Origin of the sequence: Nonomuraea sp. NPDC050536 (assembly GCF_044457685.1) — a bacterium.
Taxonomy (GTDB): domain Bacteria; phylum Actinomycetota; class Actinomycetes; order Streptosporangiales; family Streptosporangiaceae; genus Nonomuraea.
The window spans coordinates 74501-86536 of sequence record NZ_JBITHD010000005.1 but is presented as its reverse complement, the minus strand read 5'-3'; the positions used below and the strand labels follow the sequence as shown (position 1 = coordinate 86536).

Sequence of the window (12036 nt, the reverse complement as noted above, 5' to 3'; positions counted from 1 at the left end):
GGGTCACCCCTTCATGAGCCTGTTGATGTTGTCGGGTGACAGGTAGTGCTCGATCGCCAGCAGCCCGGCGCCGAGCGCGGCCGCGTTGATGCCGGTCTGGCTCGGCACGATCGACAGGTGGTGGGTGGCCAGCGGGAGTGACCGGCGGTAGACGGTCTCCCTGATGCCCGCCAACAGGTGCTCGTGGACCCGTGACAGGACGCCGCCGATGACGATGGCCTCGGGGTTGAAGAAGTTGACCAGGCTCGCCAGCACCTCGCCGATGAGTCGGCCCGCCTCCCTGACCAGGCGTAGCGCCTGGGTGTTGCCGCCCTGGACGAGCGCGACCACGTCGGCTCCCGACTCGGCGGGGATGCCCAGCTCGGTGAGCCTGCGCGCGAGCGCCGCTCCCCCGGCCACGGCCTCCAGGCAGGCACTGTTGCCGCAGCGGCAGCCGGCGTCCTCGTGGCCGCTGACGCGGATGTGGCCGATGTCGCCGGCCGAGCCCTGCGCGCCCCTGTGCAGCCGGCCCTCGGCCACGATGCCGCAGCCGATTCCGGTGCCCACCTTGACGAACAGCAGGTGGCTCGTGCCGGCGAACGCGGCCCGGTGCTCGCCCAGCGCCATCACGTTCACGTCGTTGTCCACCAGCACCGAGACGTCGCCGAAGTGCTCGGGGATCGGGTACTCGTTCCACCCCGGCATGATCGGCGGATTGTTCGGCCGCCCGGTGGCGAACTCCACCGGCCCCGGCACGCCCATCCCGATCGCCTTCAGCGCCTGCCTCGGCCTGCCGGCCCGGACGAGCAGCTCGTCCAGCCGCCTGTCGACGTGGGGCAGCACGACCTCGGGCCCCTCGGCGATCTGCAGCGGGTCCTCGCACTCGGCCAGCACGCCGCCGGCGATGTCCATCAACGCCACCCGGCAGTGCGTCGCCCCCAGGTCCACGCCCGCGAAGGCGTGATCCTCGGTGTGCATCCGCAGCAGCCGCGGCGGCCGGCCGCCCGTCGACTCGCCGGTCTCGATCTCCTCCACCAGCCCGCTCTCGATGAGCTGGTCGACCCTCTGCGACACGGTGGACCTGGCCAGCCCGGTCAGCTTGGCCAGATCGGCCCTGGTCGTGGCGGAACCGGCGGAGATCAGCGTCAGAACCTCGCCCGCCGACCCAGGAGGAGCTCCCATGCCCGCGACCCTATGACCGAGATTCCACAGAATCAAGCCTTATTTCGACATAAGCCCCGCGACTTCCGCCGACAATCAAACAAAGCTGGTCGCATGCTTAGATTGGCCGGTGTTTCGTCGATTACCCACATTGGCGGTGATCGTCGTCCTCCTGACGGCCTGGTGGGGCTACACCGAGCTCACCACCCAGACGGACGACGCCCTGCGCGCCCAGCGGCCGACCTGGAGTCCGTGCCCCGACAAGCCGGCGCTGCAGTGCGCCACGCTCCGGGTCCCGCTCGACCACGACAAGCCCGAGGAACGCACGCTGGACCTGGGCATCGCCAAGATCCCGGCCAAGGACCAGGCGCACAGGATCGGCTCGCTCCTCGTCAACTTCGGGGGGCCGGGAATCTCCGGCATCGCCACCCTCGGCTGGAGCCCGGGGATGTTCGAAGCGCTCAACGCCCGCTACGACATCGTCACCTTCGACCCGCGCGGCGTCGGGCGAAGCGCCAAGCTGGTGTGCCGCGGCGAGCGCGAGTTCGCCGCCTACGAGGACGCCGACCAGACCCCGGAGACCCCCGAGGAACGCGCCGCCCTGGTCAAGGCGCTCGAGGCGGATGCCGCGGCGTGCGGGCGGCGGATGGGCTGGCTGATCCCGCACCTGTCCACGGAGGAGACGGCCAGGGACATGGACATCCTGCGGTCCGTGCTCGGCGACGAGCGCCTGACCTACCTCGGCTACTCCTACGGCGGCGCGCTCGGCACCGCCTACTCCCAGCTCTACCCGGACCGGGTGGGCCGCATGGTGCTTGACTCCCCCGGAATCGCCTTCCCGTGGACGGGTGAGGAGAACGACTCAGACGTCGCCGCGCTGAACAACGCGATCAACGCGTTCGCCGCGGACTGCGTCAAGGAACGCGACTGCCCGCTGGGACACAAGCCGGATGCGGCCGTCGACAAGATCCAGCACTTCGTCGAGGGCTTGGACAGCCAGCCCCTCCCCGTCGGCGGCGGCAGGCTGACCGATGGCCTGGCGGTCGCCGGGATCTCCGCCTACCTGTACTCGCCCGACGACTGGGGCGAGCTGCGCAGGGCGCTGTCGGCGGCCTTCGAGGGCCGCGGCCAGCAACTCTTCGACGCCGCCACGTCCGACAGCTCCGGCACCGACTCCCCCGATGCCCGCCTGGCCATCGACTGCGCCGACACCTCCTACCGGCCCACGCCCGACGAGGCCGAGCACGCCGCGGAACTCAAGGGCGTGGTCTCGCCGATCTTCGGACCGTGGCTGGGCTGGGGAAGGCTCTCCTGCCACGGCTGGCCGACGGGCCACGGCCAGTACTGGCTGGCGGGGCCGTCCATCCGGTCCGCGCCCTTCCTGGTCATCGGATCCAAGGCAGACCCGATCACCCCCTACGCCGACGTGAAATGGCTCGCCGGCTGGCTCCAGGGCGCGAAGCTGGTGACGGTGGACGGCACCCAGCACACCGCCTACCTGCGCGGGAACCGGTGCGTACATCGGACCGTCGAGGACTACCTGCTCAAGGGCGTAGTCCCCGACGGCGACGTCGACTGCTAGAGCATGGCCTTCATGGAGTCGGCGGCGGTCAGGACGTAGGGCTGTTCCGTCATGATGGACTGCCAGTTGTCCGCGATCGCCTCCGGCGTGATGTCGTCGGTCTTCCAGCCGGGGCCCTCGGCGACGAAGACGCGGGCCACGCGGCCGCCGCCGACCGAGAAGACCTCGCTGGTCGACTCGCACGACTCGTGCGCCAGGTAGGCCACCAGCGCGCTGACCCGCTCGGGCGTGAACCTGGCCTCGAACTCCGCCGGCAGCAGCGACTCCGTCATCCGGGTCCAGGCGATCGGCGCGATGGCGTTCGCCTTGATGCCGTTGCGCGCCCCCTCGATGCCGAGCGTCTTGGTGAGCCCGACCAGGCCCATCTTGGCGGTGGAGTAGTTGGCCTGACCGAAGTTGCCGAACAGCCCGGCCGGCGAGGAGGTGTTGACGATACGGCCGTAGCCGGCCTCCTTCATGTGCGGGTACGCCGCCTGGCTCACCAGGTAGGAGCCTCTGACGTGCACGGCGAGCACGCCGTCGAAGTCCTCCACGGACATCTTCCCGAACGACCTGTCGCGCAGGATCCCGGCGTTGTTCACGACGATGTCGACCTTGCCGAACGCGTCGACGGCCGCCTGGACGATCGCGCGGGCACCCTCAGGGGTGGCCACGTTGTCGGCGTTGACGACGGCCTGACCGCCGTTCTTGGTGATGAGCTCGACGACCTCGGCCGCCGGGCCCGTGGAGGCGCCGGTGCCGTCGAGCGCGCCGCCCAGGTCGTTGACCACGACCTGGGCGCCCCGCTCCGCCAGCAGCAGCGCGTGCGACCTGCCGAGGCCGTGCCCGGCCCCTGTGATGATCGCGACTCTGTCATCGAACCGAAGCATCGAACCTCCACACGGTAGGAGAACAACATTCTAGAGTCTGCCCAAAAACCGGGGCGGAGGCCAGCGTTACTGATCGTTGCGGATAGTGATCGTGGGGCTCTTTTTCTGCTAGAGTTCTGGGCTCCGCGAGGCCGTCCACCCCGGATGGAGGCCCACATATGCCCGATCTGCGCGTGGTCCAATGGGCTACCGGCGCCGTCGGCCGCTATGCCCTGCGCAGCGTTCTCTCCAGACCAGGACTCGAGCTCGCGGGCGTCCTCGTCTACGACCCCGACAAGGTGGGCCGTGACGCGGGGGAGCTCGTCGGCCTGCCGCCCGCCGGCGTGTCATGCACCGACGACGTGGAGCGCATCCTGGCGCTGGACGCCGACTGCGTGCTGCACACGCCGCTGCCGGCCGCCTACTTCGGCGACGACCACGCCGCCGACCTGGAGACGATCTGCGCGCTGCTCGCCGCGGGCAAGAACGTCATCACCACCACGGGCTTCGTCTATCCCCGGTCGTACGGCCCGGCCGTGGTCGACCGTCTGGAGGCGGCCTGCGCCCGCGGCGGCACCACGGTGCACGGCACGGGCGTCAACCCCGGCTTCATGAGCGACTACCTGCCGCTGGCGCTGACCGGCCTGTCGGAGCGGGTCGACCACATCTACGTGCGCGAAGCCTCCGACTTCCGCGGCCACCCGTCGCGCCAGGTGGTGATCGACCTGGTCGGCTTCACCCGCTCGGCCAAGGACTACACCGCCGCCGTCCGGCCGTACCGCGCCTTCCAGCGGCAGCTGTTCGCCGAGAGCGTCCAGCTCGTGGCCGACGCGCTCGACGTGCGGCTGGACGAGGTGGAGGAAAGCGACGAGTTCGAGCTGGCCTCGCACGAGTTCGAGATCGCCGCCGGGCTCGTCCGCGAAGGCACGGTATGCGCCTCCCGCTGGGTCTTCTCCGGGCTCGTCCACGGCCGCCCCTTCATGACGGTCGAGGTCGTCTACAAGGCCGACGCCACCCAGGTCGCCCGCTGGCCCGACCCCGGCTTCACCATCCACATCGAGGGCGTCCCGCAGATGACGATCGCCGTCGAGGAGGTCTCCCACGGCCTGGCCGCCGCGGCCGCCCATGCCGTCAACGCGATCCCCGCCGTCTGCGCGGCCTCCCCCGGCATCCGCACCGTCCTCGACCTGCCCCTGCCCACCGCCCGCGGTCGCGTCCGCCTCTACTGACCTTTTGCGTCGGTGCTCGATTCGCTTGTATGGCGAGCCGCCGCCACCGGCCGCCGTCCGCACTTCGGCCAAGGGCCCGCGACCGGCGCTTCCGGCGAGTCGGTGCCGGTTTCTCACCGCCACGACACTCCGTTCCCCAGCCACCACGGCCCCTACCCACCCAGCTCACGCCCCTCCGCAACCCGGCCACCACCGTCACTACCCACCCAGGCCACGCCCCTTCGTAACCCGGCCACCACCGTCACTACCCACCCAGGCCACGCCCCTTCGTAACCCCAGGCACCCCGGTTCCCTTGCCCCGCCGTACCGGGCGCCGGACGACCGCCGCACACCCTCCTCGCCGACCCCGGCGCGGGAAGACCCCGCGCGCCGCACTCGGGCGTGGGTGGGCCGGGGCACCGTACCTGGGTCTCGGGATGCTCGCGCTCTCGGGTCCCGGCGGGTTTGCCAGGCGCCGGGTCGGCGGGATGCGGGTCGGCGGAGGACGGCGCCCTGTACGGCGGGAACCCGGGGCCGAGGGACGCGGGTTCCGAGCGCCGTGGCGGTGAGCAACCATCACCGACTCGCCGCAAGCGCCGGTCGCGGGCCCTGAGCCGGAGTGCGGCGGGCGGCCGGTGACGGCGGCCTGCCGTACGACAGGAGGCTTGTCGCACGGCAGGAGGTCGCACGGGAGAAGGCTTGTCGCACGGCAGGAGGTTGGACGGCGGGAGGCTTGTCGTGCGGCGGGAGATTTGTCGTGCGGCGGGAGGCACTACACGGGAGAAGGGATCAGTGTGGGAGGAAGCGGCCGTATCGGCCGCGGTGGTAGAGGAGGGGGCGGGCGCGGCCGGTGGCGGCGGCCGTGACGAGGCCCACGACGAGGACGTGGTCGCCGATGTCGACCGTCGTGTGGGGGACGCAGATGAGGTGGGCCGAGACGTCGTCCAGCAGCGGCGTCTCGTGGGGGCCCGGACGCCAGCGCGTCGGGTGCCCGAAGCGGTCGATGCCGCGGCGGGCGAAGCGGGTGGCCAGGTCGTGCTGGTCGCCCGCCAGGACGTTGACGGCGAAGTGGTCGGCCAGGCGGAGCCAGGGCCAGGTGGTCGAGGAGCGGTCGACGTAGAAGGACACGAGTGGCGGGTCGAGGCTGACCGAGGAGAACGAGGTGGCCGTGAGTCCGACCGGCACGCCCTCCGGCTTGGCCGTGACCACGACGACGCCGGCGGCGTGCTGGGCCAGGGCGGTGCGGAACTGGCCGGCGTCCACGCCGGTCTCGGTGATCGTCATCGCAGTGCCCCCTGCCTGGCCGCGATCTGCGGGGTGACGAGGTCCGCCCACCGGGCCAGCGTCTCGCCGCCCGGTAGCTCGGATTCCAGCAGCGCCAGGCCGGGTGTCGGGACGAAGGCGCCCAGCTCGGTCAGCAGCGGGCGAAAGTGCACCTCCACCGCCAGGGCGTGCCTGGCGTGACCCATCACCAGCAGCGGGAGCGCGACCTGCCCGGCCAGCGCGTTCGGCGGCAGCCGGTCGGCGAACGCCTTGAGCAGCCCGGTGTAGGTGGCCTTGTAGGTGGGGCTGGCGAACACCGCGACGGCCGCGCCGGTCACCAGCTCCAGCGCGATCTCGACCCCGGCGTGCGCGCCCGGGTCGAGCAGCAGCGGGCCGAGCGCGGACAGGTCGACGACGTCCCGCGGCCCCTCGTACCCGAGCCGGTCCACGATGGCGTCGGTGGCCGCGACCGCCGCGCCGTACGTCCGGGAACCGGAGCGGGGGTTGCCGATAACCGTGACGATGCTCATCGAGCCTCCACCAGAGACAGTCCGTACCGGTCACGGAGGGTGCGGCCTTCGTATTCCGTGCGGAACAGGCCGCGGACCTGGAGCTCGGGCACGACGTGGTCGACGAAGTCGGCCAGGCCGCCCGGCAGGTAGGGGGGCATGATGTTGAAGCCGTCGGCGGCGCCGTTCTCGTACCATTCCTGCAGCTCGTCGGCGATCTGCTCGGGCGTGCCCGCGATCACCCGGTGGCCGCGCCCGCCGGCCAGCTTGTTGATCACCTCGCGGATCGTCAGGTTGCCGCGCGCGGCCAGGTCCTTGATGAGCCGCACCCGGCTCTGCTGGCCGTCAGGGTTGCCGGGAACGTCCGGCAGCGGACCGTCCAGCGGGTGCCCGGTCAGGTCGACGCTGAGGATGTTGGACAGCTGCTGGAGCCCGTAGGCCGGGACGATCAGGTCCTCCAACTCCTTCTCCAGCCGCAGCGCCTCCCGCTCGGTCGAGCCGATGATCGGCGAGATTCCCGGCAGGATCTTCAGCTGGTACGGCTGCCGCCCGTGGCGTGGCAGGCGCGCCTTCAGGTCGGCGTAGAACTCCTGGGCGTCCTCCAGAGTCTGCTGGGCGGTGAAGACGGCCTCGGCGTGGCGGGCGGCGAACTCCTTGCCGTCCTCCGACGAGCCCGCCTGCACCAGCAGCGGCCTGCCCTGCGGAGCGCGCTGGATGTTGAGCGGACCCTTGACGGCGAAGTGGGTCCCGCGATGGTCGATGGGGTTGATCCGCGAAGTGTCGGCGTAGATCCCGGTCTGGCGGTCGTTGACGATCGAGCCTTCCGCCCAGCTGTCCCACAGGGCGTTGACGACGTCCAGGAACTCCTCGGCGCGCTGGTAGCGCTCACCGTGCGCCGGGCGCTCGATGCCGAAGTTGTGCGCCTCGGCCTCGCCCGCCGAGGTCACGATGTTCCACCCGGCCCTGCCGCCGCTGATGTGGTCGAGCGAGGCGAACTTGCGCGCCACGTGGAACGGCTCGTTGTAGGTGGTGGAGACCGTGGCGATCAGGCCGATGTGGTGGGTGACGGTCGCCAGCGCCGCCAGCAGCGTGAGCGGCTCCAGCCCGCCGAGAGCGTTGTGCTTGACGTTGCCCCACAGCGCCAGGCCGTCGGCGAGGAACACCGAGTCGAGCTTGCCGCGCTCGGCGATCCTGGCCAGCTCCTGGAAGTGCCCGATGTCGGTGATACGGCTCGGCTCGGTCAGCGGGTGCCGCCAGGCGGCTTCGTGGTGGCCGACGCCCATCAGGAAAGCGTTGAGATGCATCAGGTCCTCCACGTCGAGAAACGGCGCTCCAGGCGGACGAGGAGCAGGTTGACGGCCAGCCCGAGCACGGAGATCGTGATGATCCCCGCGTACATGTCGGGCACCCGGAAGTTGAACTGGGCGTAGTTGATGAGGTAGCCGAGCCCGGCCTTGGCGCCGACCATCTCGGCGGCGACCAGGACGAGGATCGAATACGCGCCGGCCAGCCGTACACCGGTGAAGACGGTCGGGACGGCGGCGGGCAGGATGACCTTCTGGAACAGCCTGGCCGGCCCCAGCCCCATCGACCGGGCCGACTTGATCAGCAGCGGGTCGACGCCTTTGACGCCCGCGATGGTGTTGAGCAGGATCGGCCAGGAGCAGGCGTAGAGGATGATCGAGATCTTCGACGTCTCGCCGAGGCCGAGGATCAGCACGAAGACGGGCAGCAGCGCGAGCGCCGCCGTGTTCCTGAACAGCTCCAGCACTGGGTTGAGGAAGTCGGCCACGGGCCGATACCAGCCGATCAACAGCCCCAGCGGGATCGCCGTGACGACCGCGAGCCCGAAGCCCGCGCCTGACCTGATCAGGGATGCCTCGACGTGGTCGACCAGCTCGCCCCCTCGGAGCAGCTCGAACCAGGCGGCCAGCACCTGGCTCAGCGGCGGCAGGAACGTCGGGTCCACCACCTCCAACCTCGGAAGCGTCTCCCAGACAGCCGCCAGCACGACGATCGCCGCACTGGCTCGTCCCGCTTTCCCTAGTACGGCGAGCCATGCGCGCCCGTGTACGGCGGCCCATGCTCTCCCGCGTACGCCGGGCCAAGCGCTCCCGTCTACGGCGGGCCGCCCGCTCTCACGTGGCTCCGCCTCCCCTTCGGGCCGTGGTTTCGTGGTCGTCGCTGGTTGGGCACCGTTCGAGGGCGCCGAGCTCCGCCGTACCCCTCCTCGCCGACCCGGCGCCTGGGAGCGCGGCCCGAGGGAGAGCTCCAGCTCGCTGCCGCTCGCCGTCGCAGCCACGTCTGTCGGCGCCGCGTTGCTCGACGTCGCCGCGCTGGGCGCCGTCGCCGTGCTGCTGTTGATAGGTGGGGTTGAGGTGCCGGTCAGGGCGTCGGTGAGGGTGAGGGGGTTGGCGTCGAGGGCGGAGGCGGACAGGCCGGCGCTGGCGGCGGAGGGTCTAGGCAACGGGGGTCGCCTCCTCGTGGAGCAGGGTCCAGATGGCGTGGCGGTACTCGCCGAAGCGGGGAGCCGCGCGGAGGTCGCCTTCGCGGGTGGGGAAGGTGACGGGGATGACGTCCCGGATGCGGCCGGGCGTGGGGGTCATGACGGCGACCCGCTGGCCCAGGTAGACGGCCTCGTCGATGGCGTGGGTGATGAAGATGATGGTCTTGCCGGTCTTGGCCCAGATCTGCAGCAGCTCCTCCTGGAGCGACTCGCGGGTCTGGGCGTCGAGCGCGGCGAAGGGCTCGTCCATGAGCAGCACGTCGGGGTCGAAGGCGAGGCTGCGCGCGATGGCCACGCGCTGCCGCATCCCGCCCGACAGCTCGTGCGGGTAGCGGCCGTCGAAGCCGGACAGCCCCACCAGATCCAGATATTTCCGGGCCAGCGCGGGCCGATCCCGCCGCGGCACGTCCTTGGCCTCCAGCCCGAACTCCACGTTGGCCAGCGCCGTACGCCAGGGGAAGAGCGCGTACTGCTGGAAGACGATCCCCCGGTCCAGCCCGGGCCCCGTGACGGGCGAGCCGTCGATGAGGATCAGGCCGCTGGTCGGCGTGGCCAGCCCGGTGAGCAGGTCGAGCAGCGTCGACTTCCCGCACCCGCTGGGCCCCACGAGCGTCAGGAACTCCCCTTCCCTGACGTCGAGCGATACCTCCGACAGGGCGGTGAAGCGTTCCCCGCGGACCGCGAACTCCTTGGTCACGTTCACGAACTGGATCTTCATCGGGCACCCCCGGCGAACGGGTTGTAGGCGTTGGTGAAGGCATTGGCCGCCTTGACCTGGCCCGGCTTGATCTCGCCCGAGCCCTCGAGCCAGTCGATCCACCGCTGGAACTCCTGCGCGGCGATCACCCCGCCGTTCGCGGTGACCCCGCTGCTCTTCCAGTAGCCGACCGAGGTCGCGTCCTCGTTGCGGTGCCGCCGGGCGATGATGTCCTTGAACTTGGCCACGACCTCCTCGCGGCTGTGCGTCTGGGTCCACTGGATGGCCTTGGCGACGCCGTCGACGAACTTCTTGGTCGTGCCGGGGTTCCTGGCGATGAAGCGGTCGGTGAGCACGTAGGTCCCGGCGGAGAAGTTCCCGAACAGGTCCACGTCCTTGAACAGCGGGTGGATGCCGCCGCGCTCCAGCGCCTTGTCGCGCAGGATGCCGCCGAGCACGGCCACGTCGATCTGCTTCTGCCGCAGCGCCTGCTCGGTGTTGACCGGCGGCACCACGACCTCCTCGACCTGCTTGGCCTCTTCGGGGCTCACGCCTCCGCGCTTCAGATACTCCTTGAGTACGGCTTCCGCGTGCGCGCCAAGCGTGTTCATGCCGACCTTCTTGCCGACCAGGTCGCGGGCGGACCTGATCGGGCTACCGTCCAGCGCGTAGTAGCCCAGGTAGGAGTTCTGGTCGCTGCCGTAGTAGCTGATGACGGCCTTGATCGGGGCTTTGGCGGCGATGAGCTTGATCACCGCGCCGTTGAACGCGCCGCCGAAGTCGGTCTGTCCTGTCGCGGCCGCCTGGATGTCCTGCGGCCCGCTGATGGTGTTGCCGATCCACTTGAGTTTGACGGGCTTGAGGTAGCCGAGATCCTCGGCCAGCTCGGGGAAGGTGACGGCGCCGACGCTGCCCTGGTATCGCAGCTCCTGGGTCTCGGTGGAACCCTGCGCGGTGCCGCACGCGGTCAGCAGGAAAATGAGGGGAATGAGACGTTTGATCACGATATGTCCTCTTCGGTGGTAGAAGGGGGCGAAAGATCGTGATCAGCGACACTGTGCGCTGACGACGCGGCAGTAGTCGACATGCGCGCGCCGGGTCAGGACCGGGCTCATGTCTTCGACGTTACGCAGGCCCGGCCGTAAAGTCAACTTTCCCTACTTGATTTACATGAAATACTGCGGCCCTGTACGGCTAGCGCACGTCCGCGAACCAGAGATCCGGCTCCCCCGCCTGCCTGCGGACCCGGCCCTTGGCCTCCAGCCAGACCAGGTGGGCCAGCGTCTCGCCGTTGGCCGAGCGGCGCATGAACGGCGGGATCGTCTCCCACGGCCGCGACCAGGTCAGCCGGGTGGCGATGTCCCAGCAGCTCAGCCCCTGGGCCGCCCGCTCGACCTCGGCCAGCCGCTCGTCGTGGTGCGCCATCACATAGTCGACCCGCTCGGCCAGCTCCAGGAAGCGGTACTCGTGCGCGGGCAGCACTTCCTCCACGTCGAACTTGCGCACGGCGGCCAGCGAGTCGAGGTAGTCGGCCAGCGGGTTCGGCCCGGACTGCGGGTGGACGGCGACGATCGGGGTGATCTTGGCGAGCACGTGGTCGCCGGAGAACAGCAGCCGCCGCGACTCCGACACGAAGCACAGGTGGCCGGGTGAGTGCCCGGGCGTCCAGACCGCCCGCAGGTCCCATCCGGGCAGGCCGAGCCGCTCGCCGTCCTCGACCAGCCGGTCGGGCTTGGCCATCGAGACCATGTGCCTGATCATCATCGAGGCGCCGGCCAGCTCGTCCAGCGTCAGCGCCGGGACCCCGGCCTTGACGAGCAGCCTGCGCTCCTTCTCGACGAGCTGGTCGATGGCGCTGTCGTCGTAGCGCTCGTGCACCAGCGCGGCGTCCTTCGGATGCAGCGCGATCCACGCGCCGGAGACCTCCCTGATCCGCCCGGCGAGCCCGTAGTGGTCGGGGTGGATGTGGGTGACCAGGACGCCCTTGACATCCGTGATCTCGTACCCCGCGACTCGCAATCCGGCGACCAGCCCGTCGTAGGCCTCGTCGGTGTTCCATCCGGCGTCGATGATGGCCACCCCATCGGGCAGCTCCAGCGCGTAGACCAGCACGTACCGCAGCGGGTTGATGGGAATCGGAACCGGGATGGACCACAACCCGGGCCGCACCCGCTCGACCGCGGGGACCGTCCGGTCCATCCACGCGTCGCGCTGCGCCTCGTTCGCCGGGGTAACCACAAACTTCGCCATGGACACGATTGTGCCCCCAGATCCCGAATCATG

The 12036-nt window shown here is 70.3% G+C and carries 11 protein-coding genes; 2 read left to right on the top strand and 9 right to left on the bottom strand.

The genetic code is table 11. The features are described from left to right. Positions 1-3 precede the first annotated feature (3 nt). Entirely contained in the window at positions 4-1161 is a 1158-nt protein-coding gene (locus ACIBHX_RS16375; protein ID WP_397067909.1) for an ROK family protein, read from the bottom strand. A gap of 136 nt (positions 1162-1297) precedes the next feature. On the opposite strand from ACIBHX_RS16375, the gene ACIBHX_RS16370 reads away from it, so the two are divergent. Beyond that, a complete protein-coding gene (locus ACIBHX_RS16370; protein ID WP_397067908.1) occupies positions 1298-2722 on the top strand; it encodes an alpha/beta hydrolase in 1425 nt (474 codons plus the stop codon). Here the strand turns inward: ACIBHX_RS16370 and ACIBHX_RS16365 are convergent. Beyond that, complete coding sequence (locus ACIBHX_RS16365) at positions 2719-3591, bottom strand: SDR family oxidoreductase (RefSeq protein WP_397067907.1); 873 nt, start codon at positions 3589-3591, stop codon at positions 2719-2721. The genes ACIBHX_RS16370 and ACIBHX_RS16365 overlap by 4 nt on opposite strands. A gap of 158 nt (positions 3592-3749) precedes the next feature. On the opposite strand from ACIBHX_RS16365, the gene ACIBHX_RS16360 reads away from it, so the two are divergent. After that, positions 3750-4799, top strand: coding sequence for a dihydrodipicolinate reductase (locus ACIBHX_RS16360; protein WP_397067906.1), 1050 nt, complete (start codon positions 3750-3752; stop codon positions 4797-4799). A 768-nt stretch (positions 4800-5567) separates the two neighbouring features. On the opposite strand, the gene ACIBHX_RS16355 is transcribed toward ACIBHX_RS16360, so the two are convergent. The 7 genes from ACIBHX_RS16355 to ACIBHX_RS16325 form a co-directional block, all read right to left on the bottom strand. After that, positions 5568-6062 carry a flavin reductase family protein gene (locus ACIBHX_RS16355; RefSeq protein WP_397067905.1) on the bottom strand — a complete coding sequence of 165 codons (495 nt, stop codon included), beginning with the start codon at positions 6060-6062 and terminating at the stop codon, positions 5568-5570. Continuing rightward, a complete protein-coding gene (locus tag ACIBHX_RS16350; RefSeq protein WP_397067904.1) occupies positions 6059-6571 on the bottom strand; it encodes an NADPH-dependent FMN reductase in 513 nt (170 codons plus the stop codon). Before ACIBHX_RS16350 ends, ACIBHX_RS16355 begins: the two co-directional genes overlap by 4 nt. Then, positions 6568-7854 carry an LLM class flavin-dependent oxidoreductase gene (locus tag ACIBHX_RS16345; RefSeq protein ID WP_397067903.1) on the bottom strand — a complete coding sequence of 429 codons (1287 nt, stop codon included), beginning with the start codon at positions 7852-7854 and terminating at the stop codon, positions 6568-6570. Before ACIBHX_RS16345 ends, ACIBHX_RS16350 begins: the two co-directional genes overlap by 4 nt. Beyond that, a complete protein-coding gene (locus tag ACIBHX_RS16340; RefSeq protein ID WP_397067902.1) occupies positions 7854-8519 on the bottom strand; it encodes an ABC transporter permease in 666 nt (221 codons plus the stop codon). The genes ACIBHX_RS16345 and ACIBHX_RS16340 overlap by 1 nt, the downstream gene beginning before the upstream one ends. Positions 8520-9009: 490 nt before the next feature. Then, positions 9010-9774: an ABC transporter ATP-binding protein gene (locus ACIBHX_RS16335; protein WP_397067901.1), complete on the bottom strand. Its 765-nt coding sequence runs from the start codon at positions 9772-9774 to the stop codon at positions 9010-9012. Beyond that, the gene (locus ACIBHX_RS16330; protein ID WP_397067900.1) at positions 9771-10757 is read right to left on the bottom strand and encodes an ABC transporter substrate-binding protein; all 987 of its coding nucleotides are present in this window, start codon (positions 10755-10757) and stop codon (positions 9771-9773) included. The genes ACIBHX_RS16335 and ACIBHX_RS16330 overlap by 4 nt, the downstream gene beginning before the upstream one ends. 190 nt (positions 10758-10947) lie before the next feature. Next, complete coding sequence (locus ACIBHX_RS16325; protein ID WP_397067899.1) at positions 10948-12003, bottom strand: MBL fold metallo-hydrolase; 1056 nt, start codon at positions 12001-12003, stop codon at positions 10948-10950. Positions 12004-12036: the final 33 nt, after the last annotated feature.

Bases quoted from the DNA above. Each gene is read 5' to 3' on its own strand.
- ACIBHX_RS16375 (WP_397067909.1), bottom strand. From the start codon at position 1,161: ATGGGAGCTCCTCCTGGGTCGGCGGGCGAGGTTCTGACGCTGATCTCC.
- ACIBHX_RS16365 (WP_397067907.1), bottom strand. From the start codon at position 3,591: ATGCTTCGGTTCGATGACAGAGTCGCGATCATCACAGGGGCCGGGCAC.
- ACIBHX_RS16360 (WP_397067906.1), top strand. From the start codon at position 3,750: ATGCCCGATCTGCGCGTGGTCCAATGGGCTACCGGCGCCGTCGGCCGC.
- ACIBHX_RS16355 (WP_397067905.1), bottom strand. From the start codon at position 6,062: ATGACGATCACCGAGACCGGCGTGGACGCCGGCCAGTTCCGCACCGCC.
- ACIBHX_RS16350 (WP_397067904.1), bottom strand. From the start codon at position 6,571: ATGAGCATCGTCACGGTTATCGGCAACCCCCGCTCCGGTTCCCGGACG.
- ACIBHX_RS16345 (WP_397067903.1), bottom strand. From the start codon at position 7,854: ATGCATCTCAACGCTTTCCTGATGGGCGTCGGCCACCACGAAGCCGCC.
- ACIBHX_RS16335 (WP_397067901.1), bottom strand. From the start codon at position 9,774: ATGAAGATCCAGTTCGTGAACGTGACCAAGGAGTTCGCGGTCCGCGGG.
- ACIBHX_RS16325 (WP_397067899.1), bottom strand. From the start codon at position 12,003: ATGGCGAAGTTTGTGGTTACCCCGGCGAACGAGGCGCAGCGCGACGCG.